At 70.4% G+C, this 15,098-nt stretch carries 19 protein-coding genes; 5 read left to right on the forward strand and 14 right to left on the reverse strand.

The genetic code is table 11. The annotated features are described in order from the left end of the window. Positions 1-130: 130 nt before the first annotated feature. Complete coding sequence (locus PHZ_RS09195) at positions 131-550, reverse strand: hypothetical protein (protein ID WP_012522218.1); 420 nt, start codon at positions 548-550, stop codon at positions 131-133. 118 nt (positions 551-668) lie between these two features. On the opposite strand from PHZ_RS09195, the gene PHZ_RS09200 reads away from it, so the two are divergent. Continuing rightward, the gene (locus PHZ_RS09200; protein ID WP_012522219.1) at positions 669-1,604 is read left to right on the forward strand and encodes a retroviral-like aspartic protease family protein; all 936 of its coding nucleotides are present in this window, start codon (positions 669-671) and stop codon (positions 1,602-1,604) included. 12 nt (positions 1,605-1,616) lie between these two features. Here the strand turns inward: PHZ_RS09200 and thiL are convergent, their stop codons facing one another. The 6 genes from thiL to PHZ_RS09230 are packed head-to-tail and all read right to left on the reverse strand — an operon-like array spanning position 1,617 to position 5,702. Further along, the gene (thiL, locus tag PHZ_RS09205; RefSeq protein WP_012522220.1) at positions 1,617-2,567 is read right to left on the reverse strand and encodes a thiamine-phosphate kinase; all 951 of its coding nucleotides are present in this window, start codon (positions 2,565-2,567) and stop codon (positions 1,617-1,619) included. Next, positions 2,551-3,000: a transcription antitermination factor NusB gene (gene nusB, locus PHZ_RS09210; protein ID WP_012522221.1), complete on the reverse strand. Its 450-nt coding sequence runs from the start codon at positions 2,998-3,000 to the stop codon at positions 2,551-2,553. Before nusB ends, thiL begins: the two co-directional genes overlap by 17 nt. Continuing rightward, positions 2,997-3,461, reverse strand: coding sequence for a 6,7-dimethyl-8-ribityllumazine synthase (locus tag PHZ_RS09215; RefSeq protein ID WP_012522222.1), 465 nt, complete (start codon positions 3,459-3,461; stop codon positions 2,997-2,999). Before PHZ_RS09215 ends, nusB begins: the two co-directional genes overlap by 4 nt. A 10-nt stretch (positions 3,462-3,471) precedes the next feature. Beyond that, positions 3,472-4,062: a riboflavin synthase gene (locus tag PHZ_RS09220; protein ID WP_012522223.1), complete on the reverse strand. Its 591-nt coding sequence runs from the start codon at positions 4,060-4,062 to the stop codon at positions 3,472-3,474. Continuing rightward, complete coding sequence (locus PHZ_RS09225) at positions 4,063-4,707, reverse strand: RibD family protein (protein ID WP_041373390.1); 645 nt, start codon at positions 4,705-4,707, stop codon at positions 4,063-4,065. A gap of 56 nt (positions 4,708-4,763) precedes the next feature. Next, positions 4,764-5,702 carry a LysR substrate-binding domain-containing protein gene (locus PHZ_RS09230; protein ID WP_012522224.1) on the reverse strand — a complete coding sequence of 313 codons (939 nt, stop codon included), beginning with the start codon at positions 5,700-5,702 and terminating at the stop codon, positions 4,764-4,766. Between the two features lie 108 nt (positions 5,703-5,810). On the opposite strand from PHZ_RS09230, the gene PHZ_RS09235 reads away from it, so the two are divergent. Continuing rightward, complete coding sequence (locus PHZ_RS09235) at positions 5,811-6,095, forward strand: DUF4242 domain-containing protein (protein WP_012522225.1); 285 nt, start codon at positions 5,811-5,813, stop codon at positions 6,093-6,095. A 67-nt stretch (positions 6,096-6,162) separates the two neighbouring features. Then, positions 6,163-7,074: a diiron oxygenase gene (locus PHZ_RS09240; protein ID WP_012522226.1), complete on the forward strand. Its 912-nt coding sequence runs from the start codon at positions 6,163-6,165 to the stop codon at positions 7,072-7,074. Positions 7,075-7,142: 68 nt separating this feature from the next. Here the strand turns inward: PHZ_RS09240 and nrdR are convergent, their stop codons facing one another. Further along, positions 7,143-7,610: a transcriptional regulator NrdR gene (gene nrdR / locus PHZ_RS09245; RefSeq protein ID WP_012522227.1), complete on the reverse strand. Its 468-nt coding sequence runs from the start codon at positions 7,608-7,610 to the stop codon at positions 7,143-7,145. A gap of 31 nt (positions 7,611-7,641) precedes the next feature. Beyond that, a complete protein-coding gene (gene glyA, locus PHZ_RS09250; RefSeq protein WP_012522228.1) occupies positions 7,642-8,931 on the reverse strand; it encodes a serine hydroxymethyltransferase in 1,290 nt (429 codons plus the stop codon). Positions 8,932-9,125: 194 nt separating this feature from the next. Between glyA and PHZ_RS09255 the strand changes: the two genes are divergently transcribed. Further along, complete coding sequence (locus PHZ_RS09255) at positions 9,126-9,560, forward strand: MucR family transcriptional regulator (protein WP_041373391.1); 435 nt, start codon at positions 9,126-9,128, stop codon at positions 9,558-9,560. After that, positions 9,560-9,802, forward strand: a complete 243-nt coding sequence (locus tag PHZ_RS09260) for a hypothetical protein (RefSeq protein ID WP_041373392.1) — start codon at positions 9,560-9,562, stop codon at positions 9,800-9,802. The genes PHZ_RS09255 and PHZ_RS09260 overlap by 1 nt, the downstream gene beginning before the upstream one ends. 13 nt (positions 9,803-9,815) lie before the next feature. Here the strand turns inward: PHZ_RS09260 and hemA are convergent, their stop codons facing one another. The 5 genes from hemA to PHZ_RS09285 all read right to left on the reverse strand — a co-directional run bounded on the left by hemA (position 9,816) and on the right by PHZ_RS09285 (position 15,048). Then, the gene (gene hemA / locus PHZ_RS09265; RefSeq protein ID WP_012522230.1) at positions 9,816-11,045 is read right to left on the reverse strand and encodes a 5-aminolevulinate synthase; all 1,230 of its coding nucleotides are present in this window, start codon (positions 11,043-11,045) and stop codon (positions 9,816-9,818) included. Positions 11,046-11,225: 180 nt separating this feature from the next. Continuing rightward, positions 11,226-12,137 (reverse strand): 3-hydroxyisobutyrate dehydrogenase, encoded by a 912-nt coding sequence (gene mmsB / locus PHZ_RS09270; RefSeq protein ID WP_269079169.1) that lies wholly within the window; start codon positions 12,135-12,137, stop codon positions 11,226-11,228. 24 nt (positions 12,138-12,161) lie between these two features. Next, entirely contained in the window at positions 12,162-13,211 is a 1,050-nt protein-coding gene (locus tag PHZ_RS09275; protein ID WP_012522232.1) for an enoyl-CoA hydratase/isomerase family protein, read from the reverse strand. After that, positions 13,208-14,347 carry an isobutyryl-CoA dehydrogenase gene (locus PHZ_RS09280; protein ID WP_012522233.1) on the reverse strand — a complete coding sequence of 380 codons (1,140 nt, stop codon included), beginning with the start codon at positions 14,345-14,347 and terminating at the stop codon, positions 13,208-13,210. Before PHZ_RS09280 ends, PHZ_RS09275 begins: the two co-directional genes overlap by 4 nt. A 32-nt stretch (positions 14,348-14,379) precedes the next feature. Further along, positions 14,380-15,048 carry a 2-hydroxychromene-2-carboxylate isomerase gene (locus PHZ_RS09285; protein ID WP_012522234.1) on the reverse strand — a complete coding sequence of 223 codons (669 nt, stop codon included), beginning with the start codon at positions 15,046-15,048 and terminating at the stop codon, positions 14,380-14,382. Between the last annotated feature and the right edge of the window lie 50 nt (positions 15,049-15,098).

Genomic DNA, 15,098 nt, shown 5'->3' on the forward strand with positions numbered 1-15,098 from the left:
ACGTTTCCCCAAGTGCGCCGGCGCCTCTGACGGGCCCGGCGGAAGCGGGAGCCTAGCCGGGTTTTGGAGAGGCGCGCAACATGCCGCACCGGCGCCCGACGAACGCGGGAATCCGGAGGAGGACTGCGGGTCAGGCCCGGGGGGTCGCCACCCGGCGCCGGGGCTGCTGGGAGGTGACGGCCACCGACCTGACCTGCCCCCGCCCGAGGATGGTCGCGGCGTCGCGCATCAGCGCGGCCGCCAGCTTGGCCGTGTCGATCTTGTTGTGGTCGGTGGCGACCGTGAACGGGGTGCGATGCGCGGCGCGGACCAGGGCGTCGCGCAGGTGCGGCTCCTTGGCCCTCGCCCGCAGCGGATCGGCCGAGGCCGCGAGATTGATGCGCACGTGGACGAACACGTAGTTCACCAGCCGCCCGTTCACCACGATCGGCAGGCCGAGCGGCAGGAGGTCGACGTACTGGCCGCCTTCGGCCGCGGCCTTGTCGTCGGCGGCCACGGCGGCCTGGGCCAGCAGCATCAGCGGGGCGGCGATCAGGACGCGGCGGAGCATGCCGCGAGGGTGCGGCCGATTCGTTGAATCATCCTTTCAGGCTCCACCGCTCATGGGCGCCTTCGGTGAACGGTGGTATGATTTTCAACAAGAAGATGTTGGGAGGAGGTCCGGAGCCATGTCTCCGACCAGACGCCAGGCCGCCATCGGTCTCCTGACCGCCGCCGCGGCGCCCGGGCTCGCCCGCGCTCAGGAGCCGCCGCCGCCGGAGATCCCGGACGTCGACGAGGAGCCCACCAAGCTCGACACCGTCGCGGGGCGCGACACCCACATGATGGCGCCGGTGATCGTCAACGGCCGCGGGCCCTACCAATTCCTGCTCGACACGGGCGCCAACGTCAGCTGCGTCTCGCACCATCTGGTCGAAGAACTGGCGCTGACCCCTGGCCCGCCCGCCCGGGTCCACACCATTGTCGGCGTGCGCGAGCGCCCCAGCTTCTTCATCGACGACCTGCAGGTCGGCAAGCGCAACCGCAAGCGCGTCCAGGCCCCTGCCCTGCCCTTCAAGGACCCGGCGGTGCACGGCGTCCTGGGGATCGACTGGCTGAAGGGCCAGCGCCTGGTGCTCGACTTCAAGAAGAACGCCATCGAGATCACCAAGTCGAAGTCCGACCACGCCCACCCGGGGCGGGTCGTGGTGGTCCCGGCCCGGCGGCGGCTGGGCCAGCTGACCATCGTCGACGCCGACCTGAACGGCACGCCGATCAGCGCGATGATCGACTCCGGCGCCGAGGGCACGCTCTGCAACGGCCCGCTGCGGGACCTCATCCGCGCGTCCGAGCGGCGCCGCGGCAAGGTGGACCCGCCGCAGATCGTCCGGATGGAGACCCTGGCCGGCGAGGTGTTCCGCGGCGAAGGCGTCTTCCTGCCGTTCCTGCGCCTGGGCGGCCTGCACCTGGGCAACGTGCCGGTGACCTACGCGGACATGCACGTCTTCAAGATCTGGGGCCTTGAGGACAAGCCGGCGCTGGTGCTCGGCATGGACCTCCTGATGCAGTTCGAGCAGGTGGCGTTGGACTTCGGCCGGTCCACCGTGCGCTTCGAGTACATCTAGCCCCGCGCGGCCTCAGCCGTGCCGCCAGCCCCCGGCTCCGGCCTCCAGTGTGCGGCCCAGCGCGCGGACCTCCACGCCCGCCCCCTCCGAAACCCTGCCCACGACGGTGAAGCCGGCCGGCTTGCGAACCCCCGACGGAACGGTGCAGACGATCTCGTAGTCGTCCCCGCCCGAGGCGAGGCGCAGCAGGGCGGCGGTGGTGTCGGGCTGCCCCTCCAGCCAGGTGGCCGCCGCGCGGGAGAGCGGCATCTGCTCGAGGTCGAGGGTGATCGCCACCTCGCTGGCCTCGGCGATGTGGCGGGCGTCGGCGATCAACCCGTCCGAGATGTCGGCCGTGGCGGTGGCGGTGCGGCGCAGCGCCGCCCGCACGTCCAGCCGCGGTTCGGGCAGCCGGTAGCGATAGGTCAGCGAGCCGTCGGGATCCTCGATCTCGCCCTGGACCGCGGCCAGGCCCAGGGTCGCGTCCCCGATCGCTCCGCTGACCAGGACGAGGTCCCCCGGGCGGGCGCCGCCGCGGCGCAGCATCCGCCCCTCCGGGACCCAGCCGAAGGCGGTCAGGCTGGCGGTGAGCGGACCGTCCGGCATGGCCACGGTGTCCCCGCCCAGCAGCGGCAAGGCGTAGGTCTCGAGATCGGCGGCCAGGCCCAGGACGAACCGTTCCCGGTCCTTCAGGCGATAGGCGCGCGGCCAGGCGACGGCCAGCAGGCACCCCGCCGGCTCGGCGCCCTTGGCGGCCAGGTCCGACAGGTTCACCCGCACCAGCTTGCGCGCGATCAGGTCGGGCGCCTCGCCCTTCGGCACGTGGACGCCCTCGACCACGGCGTCCTTGGTGACCACCAGGTCGAACCCCGGCCGGGAGGGAATGACGGCGGCGTCGTCCTTGAGCTCGAACGCGCCGGGAGCCCCGCGGGTCAGCGGGCGGAAGAGCCTTGCGATCTCGCCGAACTCATCCAGGCCGGACATCCCGCGCCACGCCGTCCAGGGCCCCGTTCACGAAGCCCGGTTCGGGTCCCTCGAAGAAGCTCTTCGTCAGCTCGACGTACTCGTCGATCGCCACCTCGGTGGGCACGTCGGAGCGGTGCATCAGTTCGAACGCCCCGGCGCGCAGGATCGCCCGCACGGTGGCGTCCAGCCGCTCCAGTCGCCAGCCCTGGGCCAGGCGCTTCACGATGGCCGCGTCGATCGGCTTCTGCTCGCGCACCACGCCGCGCACCAGGTCGGCGAAGAACGCCTCGTCGGCCGAGGCCAGGGTCTCGCCCTCGACGTCGCGGTCGAAGCGATGATCCGAGAACTCGCGGATGACCGCCTCCACGCCGGTGGAGGAGACCTCCATCTGGTACAGCGCCTGGACGGCCGCCAGGCGCGCGACCGATCGGGATGCCCGGGCCGCGCTCATCGCCCGCCCGCCGTCAGCTGCTGCTTCAGCGCCACCATCGCCAGGGCCGCGCGGGCCGCGCCGCCGCCCTTGTCGCCTTCGCTGATCCGGGCCCGCGCCCAGGCCTGCTCGTCGTCCTCGGTCGTCAGGATCCCGTTGCCGATGCACAGGCGCTTGTGGACCGTCAGGTCCATGATCCCCCGCGCGCTCTCGTTGGAGACGATCTCGAAGTGGTAGGTCTCGCCGCGGATGACGCAGCCGAGGGCCACGTAGCCGTCGTAGCGGACGCCGCTCGGGCCGTGCCCGGCCTCCTCGGCCAGGGCGATCGCGCCGGGGATCTCCAGCGCGCCCGGCACGGTCACCACGTCGTACTCCGCGCCATAGGCCTTCAGCGCGTCGACGGCGCCTTCCAGCAGGGCGTCGGCCAGGTCGTCGTAGAAGCGCGCTTCCACGATCAGGATGCGAAGGGGTTGGTCGCTCATTCCCGCCCCTTTAGGCGGTTTCGCGCCAGCGGGCGAGATACCTCGCGAGCATGTCGATCTCGAGATTGACCCGGCCGCCCGGCGCGAGCTCGCCCAGGGTGGTCACCTCCCAGGTGTGCGGGATCAGGTTCACGCCGAAGACGTCGTCCTCGACCTCGTTCACCGTCAGCGACACGCCTTCGACGGCGATGGAGCCCTTCTCGGCGATGTAGCGGTGCAACGGCCGGGGCGCGCGGATCCGCACGCGGTGCGAGCCGCCCTCGCTCTCGACGCTCACCACCTCGCCGACGCCGTCCACATGGCCAGAGACGATGTGGCCTCCCAGCTCGTCGCCGACCCGGGCGGCGCGCTCCAGGTTCACCCGGCGGCCCACGGCCCACTGATCGAGAGTGGTGCGCGACAGCGTCTCGCCCGACACCTCGACGGCGAACCAGCCCGGACCCTTCTCCACGATCGTCAGGCAGCAGCCCGCGTGGCTGACCGAGGCGCCGATGTCGAGGGTGGAGGTGTCGAACGCGGTCTCGATCTCGAACCTGCGGTCGCGATTGGTCTCCCGCACAGACCGCACGCGGCCCACGTCGGTGACGATGCCGGTGAACATCTAGATCCTTTCGTAGCGTTCCCAGAGGTCGTCGCCCAGTTCGCGGACCTCGACGCGCCGGAAATGGGGCGCATCCACAAGCGCTGCAACGGCCAGGGCGCCGACGCCCGGCCGCCCTTCCCCGCCGATCACGATGGGCGCGCGGAACCACTCCAGGGCGTCCACGAGGCCGCAGCGCAGGAAGCTCGCCGCCACCTGGCCGCCGCCCTCGACGAAGATCCGCGACAGGCCTTCGGCGGCCAGGGCTGCCACGACCGTCTTCAGCTCGGGCCGGTCTTCGCCCACGGCGCGAACCTGGACCACCCGCACGCTGGCCGCAGTCAGCGCCGGATCCGGCGCGCTCGTGGCCACCACATAGGTCGGGATGTCGCGCGCGGTCGTCACCAGCCGGCAGCCGGGCGTCAGCCGCTGGCGGCTGTCCAGCACCACGCGCGCCGGCTGGCGGCCGTTCCAGCCGGGCAGCCGCACGGTCAGCTCGGGATCGTCGGCCAGGGCCGTCTCGATGCCGATCAGCACGGCCTCGTGCTCGGCGCGGAGCTGGTGGACGGCCCGGCGCGCGGGCTCGCCGGTGATCCAGCGGCTCTCGCCGGACGCCGTGGCGATCCGCCCGTCGAGGGACGTGGCGAGCTTGAGGGTGACGCTCATTCGGGTGCGTTCATGGCCGGAAAGCCGCTGCGCGACAAGGCGGGGCCGAACAGCCGCTAGTCGGGCGCCTCGCCCACCGCGCCCGCCAGCCAGCCGCGCGTGGCGCGGGCCTCGCCCAGGAGCCATTCGCGGAACCGCTGCACCGGCCGGCGGCCGTCGACATCGGCGCGGAAGCGGGCGTGGAAGCCGTGGGCGCTCCAGCGACCGGTGGATATCGGATACGGCAGCCCGATCTCGCCGGCGTCCAGCCGGTCGCCGATCAGGGCCATGCCGCACAGCGTGACGCCGGCGTCGGCGCGGACCGCGTCCAGCGCCGCCGTGATCCGCCGAAAGCGCATGCCGCGCTCGGGCGCGCTGCGCTGGACGGCGTTGGCCGCCACCCAATCCGGCCAGGAAAGCCCGGCGGGGTCGTCCTTGTAGAAGTCGAGGTGGACGAGCGGAAAGCCTTCCAGCCGGATCTCGCGCGCGATAGCGGCGGTGCGCTCGACATTCTCGGGCGAGGTGACCGGCAGCACATAGTCGCGGAACAGCAGGTCGGAGTTGGGGGCGTCGCGCGGCGGACCGTAGCTGATCTCGCAGTCGACGCGGCCGATGCGGTGGGGCGCCTCGCCCTCGCCGTTGATGTTGAAGAGGATGTTCGGGTGCGCCGCCCGGAACCGCTCCAGCCTGGGGGCCAGCCAGAGGTCGACGAAGTCGGAGGCCGCCGCCAGGTGCAGCTCATGGCCCCGCTGCAGCTCAAGCTCCCGCGCCGCCGCCGCCAGTTCCTCGAACCCGCGGTTCAGATGCGCCAGCGCCGGGACGAGGCCAGGGGCCGGCCGCAGGCCCGAGCGCCCGCGGGTCAACAGTTCGACGCCCAGGTAGTCCTCCAGCGCCTTCACTCGCTGGCCGACCGCGGCGGGCGTGATCCCCAGCGCCTCTGCGGCGGCGATGAAAGAGCCCTTCCGGACCGCCAGCTCCAGCGCCTGGAGCGATCTGAGGTACGTCGGCGCCACCATGGAGTCTTACTAAGCAAAACCTTTAGTGATGGCCAGATTGTTTAGATTGCAGCGTTCTGCGAGCGACGCGACACTGAGGTCATCGAGGGAAGTGCACGAGGCGGCGCCATGGGCCAACTCAGACGTTTCCTGGTCGAGCGCGACGTCTCCGGCATAGGCGGCATGTCCATTGTCGAACTGTGCGGCGTGGCCCGCGCCTCGAACCAGGCGATCGAAAAGATCGGCGGAAACATCCAGTGGCAGCACAGCTACGTCGCTGGGGACCGCACGTACTGCATCTACCTCGCGGACGGCGAGGACACGATCCGTGCCCACGCCGAACTCAGCGGCTTCCCGGTGACCCGGATCACCGAGGTGCCGCAGATCATCGACCCGACAACCGCCAACAACTGACGGCGGCTGCTCCACCCGCCGCGGCTGCGCCCTCGGAGGGCGCGGCGCCGCGCGAGGAGAAACGACTATGATCCAAGGCCACAGCTACGAGCGCCTGCTCGAGATCTCGAAGCGCGTGAACTGGCGCGTCGAGGACATCATCGGCCCCGACAAGCCGATGGACTTCAGCAAGCCCTTCCTGCCCGAGACCTTCGCCCGCACCGGCGAACTGGACTTCCTGAGCCCGGCCGAGCGGCTGAAGCTCAACCAGATCCGCGGCTTCGGCTACCTGGCCATGTTCGAGCTGGTCGAGCGCTGCATCCTGCCGGCGATCGAGGAGCACGTGCCTTCCCGGCCCGGCCAGGACCCCCATCGCACGGCGGCCCTGCAGAACTTCGCCCACGAGGAAGCCAAGCACATCGAGCTCTTCGTCCGGTTCCGGAAGGCGTTCACCGACGGCTTCGACGTGGCCTGCGGCGTCATCGGCCCGGCCGAGGACATCGGCGCCGCGATCCGCGGCCACGGCAAGCTGGGCGTCGCGCTCTTCGTCCTCGCCATCGAATGGGCGACCCAGCAGCACTGGCTGGAGAGCGTGCAGGACGACGAGGGGCTCGATCCGCAGATCAAGAGCCTCCTTCGGCACCACTGGATGGAGGAATCCCAGCACGCGAAGCTCGACGCCCTGGTCTTCTACGAACTCGCCGAGAAGGCCGGTCCTGACGGTGTCATGCAGGCGGTGGAGGAGTTCCTGCGGATCGGCGCCTTCATCGACGGCGGCCTGGCCCAGCAGGCCGAGCTCGACCTCGACGCCTTCGAGCGCGCCACGGGCCGGCGGCTCACCGGCGGCCAGCGCGCGCAGTTCATCGCCAGCCAGCACCAGGCCCAGCGCTGGACCTTCCTGGGCTCGGCGCTCGTCAACCAGGGCTTCCTGAAGGCGCTGGGGGAGATCAGCCCCGCGGGCCGGGCCAGGCTGGAAGAGGTTGCGCCGGCCTTCTGTTAGGCCCGCGACGACGGGAGCGCCGGCAGGAATACCCGAGCCGGCCGGCGCTCTTCGTCAGGACTCTTCCGTCAGGATTCGGCGGCCTCGCTCAGGCCTTCCTCGCCCAGGAACCGGGCGAAGTCCTGGGTCTCGCGGAAGTCGCGGTACACCGAGGCGTAGCGGACATAGGCCACGTCATCGAGCTGCTTGAGCTGCTTCATCACCAGCTCGCCGATGGTCGAGGACGGCAGCTCGGTTTCGCCCATGCTCTCGAGCTGGCGGACGATGGTCGAGATCATCCGCTCGATCCGCTCGGGCTCCACCGGCCGCTTGCGCAGGGCGATGGAGATGGACCGGGCCAGCTTGTCCCGGTCGAAGGGCGTGCGCCGGCCCGACCGCTTCAGGATGGTGATCTCGCGCAGCTGCACGCGCTCGAAGGTCGTGAAGCGGCCTTCGCACTGCGGGCACAGCCGCCTGCGCCGGATGGCCGCGCCGTCTTCCGACGGGCGGCTGTCCTTCACCTGGGTCTCGTCGTGGCCGCAGAACGGGCAGCGCATATCTAGCCCCCTTCCCGACCACTTAACGCTATTAGCTGTAGATGGGGAAGCGCTTCGTCAGCGCCAGCACCTCGCCGCGCACCTTCTGTTCGACCGGCGTCGGATCCTCGCCCGACGCCACCGCATCCAGCACCTCGCCGATCCACTTGCCGACCTGCCGGAACTCGCCCGGGCCGAAGCCGCGGGTGGTGCCGGCCGGCGTGCCGACGCGCAGGCCGGAGGTCTGCATCGGCGGCAGGGGATCGCCCGGGATCGAGTTCTTGTTGGTGGTGATCCCGGCCCGCTCCAGCGCGATCTCGGCGTCGGCGCCCGAGACGCCCTTGGGCGTCAGGTCCACCAGCATCAGGTGGCTGTCGGTGCCGTTGGAGACGATCTTGAAGCCGACGCTCTGCAGGCTCTCGGCCAGCGCGCGGGCGTTCTCGATCACCTGGCGGGCGTACTGCTTGAACTCGGGCTTCAGCGCCTCGCCGAAGGCCACGGCCTTGGCGGCGATGACGTGCATGAGCGGGCCGCCCTGCAGGCCCGGGAAGACGGCGCTGTCGATCTTCTTGGCCAGCTTCTTGTCGTTGGTCAGGATCATGCCGCCGCGCGGACCCCGAAGGGTCTTGTGCGTCGTCGTCGTGACGATGTGGGCGTGCGGGAACGGGTTCGGGTACTCGCCCGCCACGATCAGGCCGGCATAGTGGGCCACGTCGCACATCAGGATCGCGCCCACTTCGTCGGCGATCTCGCGGAATTTCTTGAAGTCGATGTGGCGCGAATAGGCCGAGCCGCCGGCGATGATCACCTTCGGGTTGTTCGCCTTGGCGACCTCGTAGGCCTCGTCGTAGTCGATCAGGTGGTCCTGGGCGCGCACGCCGTAGGCCACGGGGCTGAACCACTTGCCCGACTGGTTGACGCTCTTGCCGTGCGTCAGGTGGCCGCCGTGGTCCAGGTTCATGCCCATGAAGGTGTCGCCCGGCGTCATGGTGACCATGAACACCGCCTGGTTGGCCTGGCTGCCCGAGTGGGGCTGGACGTTGGCGTGTTCGCAGCCGAACAGCTGCTTGGCCCGCTCGATGGCCAGGCGCTCGACCTCGTCCACGACTTCGCAGCCGCCGTAGTAGCGCTTGCCGGGATAGCCCTCGGCGTACTTGTTCGTCAGCACGCTGCCCTGGGCGTCCAGCACCGCCTTCGAGACGATGTTCTCCGAGGCGATCAGCTCGATCTGGTCCTGCTGCCGCTTCAACTCGCCCGCCAGGATCTCGGCCACGGCCGGGTCGGCCGACCCCACGCCCTGAAGGAAGAAATCGTCCGACGACGCTTGCGATTGCACGTGCACGTTCAAGGGCGGGCCTTTCTGGGCTGGCGATGAGTCTTCCGGCGGAGGGCGTTCTTTACTCCTTCGCCGCGCCGGTTCCAACCGCGCACGGGCGCGCGGGAACCAACCTCGGCGCCCGGCGTTGAGCGGCTTGGGCCGAGGTGCAGCCGTAGAGCGCGCCGGCTCATCTGTGCAGCGTGGAAAAAGGGGGTTTCATGAGCGTTGGACCCGACTCCGGGGCTCCGTCGGGAGAGGACATCCTGCGCCTCGGCGCAGGCATCGTCGCCGCCTATGTCAGCCGCAACGCGGTCTCGGCCGAACAGGTCCCGGACATCATCCGAACCGTCCACCAGACGCTCGAGCAACTCACCCGCGGCCCGTCCGCGCCCACGCCCGAGGAACGCCCCAAGCCGGCGGTCCCCATCGGCCGGTCCGTCCAGCACGACTACATCGTCTGCCTCGAGGACGGGAAGAAGCTGAAGATGCTGAAGCGGTACCTGCGGTCCCGCTACAACATGAGCCCCGACGAATACCGCCGTCGCTGGGGCCTGCCGCCCGACTATCCCATGGTCGCCCCGGCCTACGCCGCCCGCCGCTCGGACTTCGCCAAGAAGATCGGGCTGGGCCGCGGGGTCCGACGGAGGAAGTAATGCCCCAGCTGAAGACCGACCCCGCCCTGCGCCCGTTCAGCGAGAGCGGCTACGAGATCCTGGACGAGGAGCTCGACACCCGCCGCGAGGTGGCGATCTGGTCGGTCGACCCCCTGGCGCCCCGGCTGGGCGACCTGTTCACGGTCGAAAGCCGCGGGGTGGTGCACGAGGTGGCGGTCGTCCAGCTCGCCACGTTCAAGGGCGGCTGGAGCGCCGTCTGCCGGGTGACCGACGTCTTCTGATCCGGTGCGGCCGCTAGGCCGCGACGCCGCCCACGCGCTTGACGTTGCAGCGGACCCACAGCGTTTCGAGGGCGGCGACGAGGGCGTCCATCATGGCGTCGGTATGGGCGGGGCTGGGCGTGAAGCGCAGCCGCTCGGTTCCGCGCGGCACGGTGGGGTAATTGATCGGCTGGACGTAGATCCCGTGGTCTTCCAGCAGGATGTCGCTGATCATCTTGCAGTGGACGGGATCGCCCACCAGCACCGGCACGATGTGGGAGACGCTGTCCATCACCGGCAGGCCGGCGGCGCGCATCTTGGCCTTCAGGGTCGCGGCGCGCTCCTGGTGGGCGGTTCGGACCTCGTCGTGTTCCTTCAGCCAGCGGATCGAGGCGGCGGCGCCTGCGGCCAGCGCGGGCGGCAGCGAGGTCGTGAAGATGAAGCCGTCGGCGTAGCTGCGGATGGCGTCGACGATCACCGCGTCGGCGGCGATGTAGCCGCCCATCACCCCGAAGGCCTTGCCCAGGGTGCCCTCGACGATGTCGATCTGGTCCATCACCCCGTCACGCTCGGCCACGCCCGCGCCGCGGGGGCCGTACATGCCCACCGCATGGACCTCGTCCAGGTAGGTCATGGCGCCGTACTTCCGGGCCAGGGCCACCATGGCCGGCAGGTCGGCGATGTCGCCGTCCATGGAATAGACGCTCTCGAAGGCGATCAGCTTGGGCGCGGCCGGATCGGCGGCGGCCAGCAGCTCCTCCAGGTGCGCCAGGTCGTTGTGGCGGAAGACGTGCCGCTGCTCGCGCTTGCCCGCCCGGATGCCCGAGATCATCGAGTTGTGGTTCAGGGCGTCGGAGAAGACCACCAGGCCCGGCAGGATCTTGTAGAGCGTCGACAGCGTCGCCTCGTTGGAGACGTAGCCCGAGGTGAACAGCAGCGCCGCCTCCTTGCCGTGCAGGTCGGCGAGCTCGCGCTCCAGCTCCACGTGATAGTGCGTCGTGCCCGAGATGTTGCGGGTGCCGCCCGAGCCGGCCCCGGCCGCCTCGATCGCCCGGTGCATGGCGTCCAGCACCACCGGGTTCTGGCCCTGGCCCAGGTAGTCGTTCGAGCACCAGACCACGACGTCCGATTCGGAGCCGTCGGCCCGCGTCCAGGTCGCCCGCGGGAACGCCCCGCGATGCCGCTTCAGGTCCGCGAACACCCGGTAACGGCCCTCGGAACGGATGTTCTCCAAGGCGGTGCGGAAGGCGACCCTGTAATCCATGGACTTCAATCCCGGCCCGCCGCGTTCGACGATCTCGCGCTGAGGACCGGCCCCTGAAATATGCCCGCCTTTTGGCGCCGCGATTTCACATTGTCCATAAAATCGGGTCGCGGGTCGTCCGAGGCTTCGTGGACGGACCCTGAGAATTCGTGAACGGCGATCAGGAGCCGGGGAGCGTCCTCAGGTCCCCTGCGGCGCATTGCCCCGCAGCAGCTCGAGGATGGCCGAGAAGTCCTTGCCGCCCCCGCCGAGGCGGTCGAACAGCGCATAGAGGCCTTCCGCCGCCGCCCCCAGCGGCGCCGCCGCGCCGGCCCTGGCCGCCGCCTCCTGCGCCAGCTTGAGGTCCTTCAGCATCATGGCCGTGGCGAAGCCGCCCTCGTAGCCGCGGTTGGACGGCGCGGCCGGCACCGGCCCCGGCCAGGGGCAGTAGCTCGTCAGGCTCCAGCACTGGCCGGAGGACTGGGAGCTGATCTCGTAGAACTTCACCGGGTCCAGCCCGAGCTTCTCGGCCAGCGCCAGGGCCTCGCACACCCCTATCATCGAGATGCCGAGCACCATGTTGTTGCAGATCTTGGCCGCCTGCCCCGCCCCGTGGTCGCCGGCGCGGATCGTGGCGCGGCTCATCGGCGCGATGATTCGCTCCACCTCGGCGAAGTCGGCCTCGTCGCAGCCGACCATGAAAGCCAGCGTCCCAGCCTCGGCCGCCGCCGTCCCGCCGGAGACCGGCGCATCGGCGAAACGGAAGCCCTGGGCCTTGGCCTGCCCGGCCACCGCGCGCGCGCTTTCCACGTCGATGGTGGAGCAGTCGATCAGCAGGGCCGACTTGGGCGCGTGCGGGAGCACCTGCTCGGCGTAGACGGAACGGACATGCGGCCCGGCCGGCAGCATGGTGATGACCGCCTCGGCGTCCTTCACGGCCTCGGCCACCGAGCCGGCGGGCGTGCAGCCGGCGCCGGCCGCCTTCTCCAGCGCCGCGGCCGAGAGGTCGAACGCGGCGACCGTGCGGCCGGCCTTCGCCTGGTTCGCCGCCATGCCCCCGCCCATGTTGCCCAGGCCGATGAATGCGATACGGGTCATGGCTTCCTCATGAATTTCAGTCTGTTGGCGGCCGAATCCTCAGGGCAGCGGCGACCATTCCTGGTCGGCCGGCAGCGGCGCGAAGATCTCGTCCAGCATGGCCTCGGTGACGCCCTCGAGGCTGGCGGGGTTCCACCTGGGGGCGTTGTCCTTTTCGACGATCACCGCCCGCACGCCCTCGATGAAGTCGTGCTTCTGAACGACGCGGGCGCCGATCCGGTACTCCATGGCCATGTTCTCGGCGAAGGTCGCGCAGCGCGCGCCGAGCCGCAGCTGGCGGAAGGCGACCTTCATCGTCTGTGGCGACTTGGTTCGCAGGATCTTCAGCTGCTCGGCGGCCCATTCGGTCCCGGCGCCCTCCAGGGCGGCCACGATCGCCTCGACGCTGTCGCCGGAGAAGAGCCTGGCTATCTCGTCCTGGTGGGCGGCGATCGGCGGGCGGCCCGCATCGCCCTCCAGCTCGGTCAGCAGGGTCTCGGCGCCGGACGGATCGGCGAGGATCCCCGCCTTCAGCTCGGCGACCTTGGCGCTCTCGACATAGTCGGTGGCGACGCCGATCAGCTCGCAGTCGGCCGCCTTGATCCGCGCGCCGGTCAGCGCCAGCCACAGGCCGATGTGGTCGGGCATCCGGGAAAGGTACCAGCCGCCGCCGACGTCAGGGAACAGGCCGATGCCGGTCTCGGGCATGGCGAAGGTGGTGCGCTCGGTCGCCACCCGGAAGCGGCAGGGCCGCGACAGGCCCACGCCGCCGCCCATGGTGACGCCGTCCATGATCGCCACCGTGGTCTTCGGATAGCGGAACAGCAGCTCGTTCAGCCGGTATTCGGTGAAGAAGAACTCGCGGGCCGCCGAGCCGTCGCCCTGGCCGCTTTCGGCCAGCATGCGGATGTCGCCGCCCGCGCAGAAGCCGCGCTCGCCGGAGTGGTCGAGGAGCACCAGCTCGACCGCCGGATCGTCCTTCCAGCCCAGCAGGGCGTCGGTGATGTCCCGGCACATCCGCGTCGTCAGCGCGTGCAGCGCCTGCGGCCGGTTCAGGGTGATGCGCCCGACGCGGCCTTCGATGCGGCAGAGGACTTCAGGCTCGCTCATGGACGGAACAGCTCCCGGGCGGTGATCACGCGCATGACCTCGTTGGCGCCTTCGAGGATCTGGTGGACGCGCAGGTCGCGGACGATCCGCTCCAGCGGATAGTCGCGCAGGTAGCCATAGCCGCCGTGCAGCTGCAGCGCCTGGTTCGCTACCTCGAAGCCGGCGTCGGTCGCGAAGCGCTTGGCCATGGCGCAGTACTGGGTGGCCTTCGGATCCTTGTTGTCGAGGGCGTGGGCGGCGCGGCGGACCATCAGGCGCGCCGCCTCCAGCTCGGTCGCCATGTCGGCGAGGCGCCACTGCAGACCCTGGAACTCGCGCAGCGCCCGGCCGAACTGCCTGCGGGTCTCGAGGTGCGCCTTGGCCGTGTCGAAGGCCAGCGCCGCCCCGCCCAGCGAGCACGAGGCGATGTTGATCCGCCCGCCGTCGAGTCCGGCCATGGCGATCTTGAACCCCTGGCCCTCGTCGCCGACCCGGTTCGCCTCGGGCACGCGGCAGTTGTCGAAGTGGACCAGGGCGGTCGGCTGGGCGTTCCAGCCCATCTTCCGCTCCTGGGCGCCGAAGGAGAGACCGGGCGTATCCTTCTCGACGACGAAGGTGGAGACGCCGCCGGCGCCCTCCCCGCCCGTCCGGGCCATCACGACGTAGACGTCGGAAGTCCCGGCGCCCGAGATGAAGGCCTTGGAGCCGTTCAGGACGTATTCGCCGCCATCGCTGCGCGCGCTGGTCTGCAGCGAGGCCGCGTCCGAGCCGGCGCCCGGCTCGGTCAGGCAGTACGAGGCGATGAGCTCCATCGTCGTCAGCCTGGGCAGGAACCGCCGGCGCAGCTCCTCCGAGCCGAACCGGTCGATCATCCACGAAGCCATGTTGTGGATCGAGATGAAGGCCGCCACCGCGACGTCGCCGTAGGAGAGCTGCTCGAAGACGATGGAGGCGTCGAGCCGGGAGAGCGCCGAGCCGCCCACGTCGTCGCGCACGTAGAGGCCGGCGAAGCCCAGCTCGGCCGCCTTGCGCATGACGTCGACGGGTAAGTGCTTCTCCTCGTCCCAGCGCGCCGAATGGGGCGCGAGCTCAGCGGCGGCGAAGGCGCGCGCCGCGTCCTCGATCGCCCGCTGATCTTCCGTCAGGTTGAAGTCCATGGGCGGGGAGTTCGCCCGCCCATGACGTGGTGTCAATCTGCCGTTGGGGGAGCGGCCCGGGGCCGAAGGCCCTGCTGGCGCATCCGCCAGACCATCTGGTCGAACCGGTCCTGGCCGAAGAACGGCTCGCCGCCGAAGACCATCATCGGCACGCCCCAGTGGCCGGCCTCGCGCTGGTCCGTCTGGTTCGTATCCACGATCTGCCGGAAGCGGTCGGGATCGGCGTCCACCGCGGCGGACATCTCGGCCCAGTCGAGGCCAGCCCGTTCGGCGGCGCGGGCGAGGTGATCCCCCTCGTGCCAGCCCTCCACCTCGCCGCTCCAGATCACGTGGGAGGCCTCGGCCAGAAACGGCAGGCCCCGCCCCCGCTCGGCCGCCGCGACGCCCAAGTGCGTCAGGCGATGGATGTAGGGCTGGGGGATGCGATAGCCGTGCGCCTCGTTGCGCTGCACCGGGTCGGGCCGGGGCCAGCGGAACGGCAGGCCGCGGAACGCCGCCTCGCGGAACACGTCGACCATGAAGTAGCGCAGCCAGAGCGGGTCCTGCTGTTCGAAGAACTCGGGCGTGCGCACCGCCAGCGGATAGACCGGCCGGACATTGCAGCGGACGTCGTGCGTGGTCTCGAGCTCCAGCAGCCGCGGCGTCACCATGTACGAGTACGGCGACCGGAACGACCAGTAGAGGTCGTAGCTCAGGGTCATGTTCTTGCCTCCCCTTTTGAGCGTCGCCTTAGCACGGCGGGAGGGTCTTG

It is taken from the genome of Phenylobacterium zucineum HLK1 (assembly GCF_000017265.1).
In the GTDB taxonomy this organism is placed as follows: domain Bacteria; phylum Pseudomonadota; class Alphaproteobacteria; order Caulobacterales; family Caulobacteraceae; genus Phenylobacterium; species Phenylobacterium zucineum.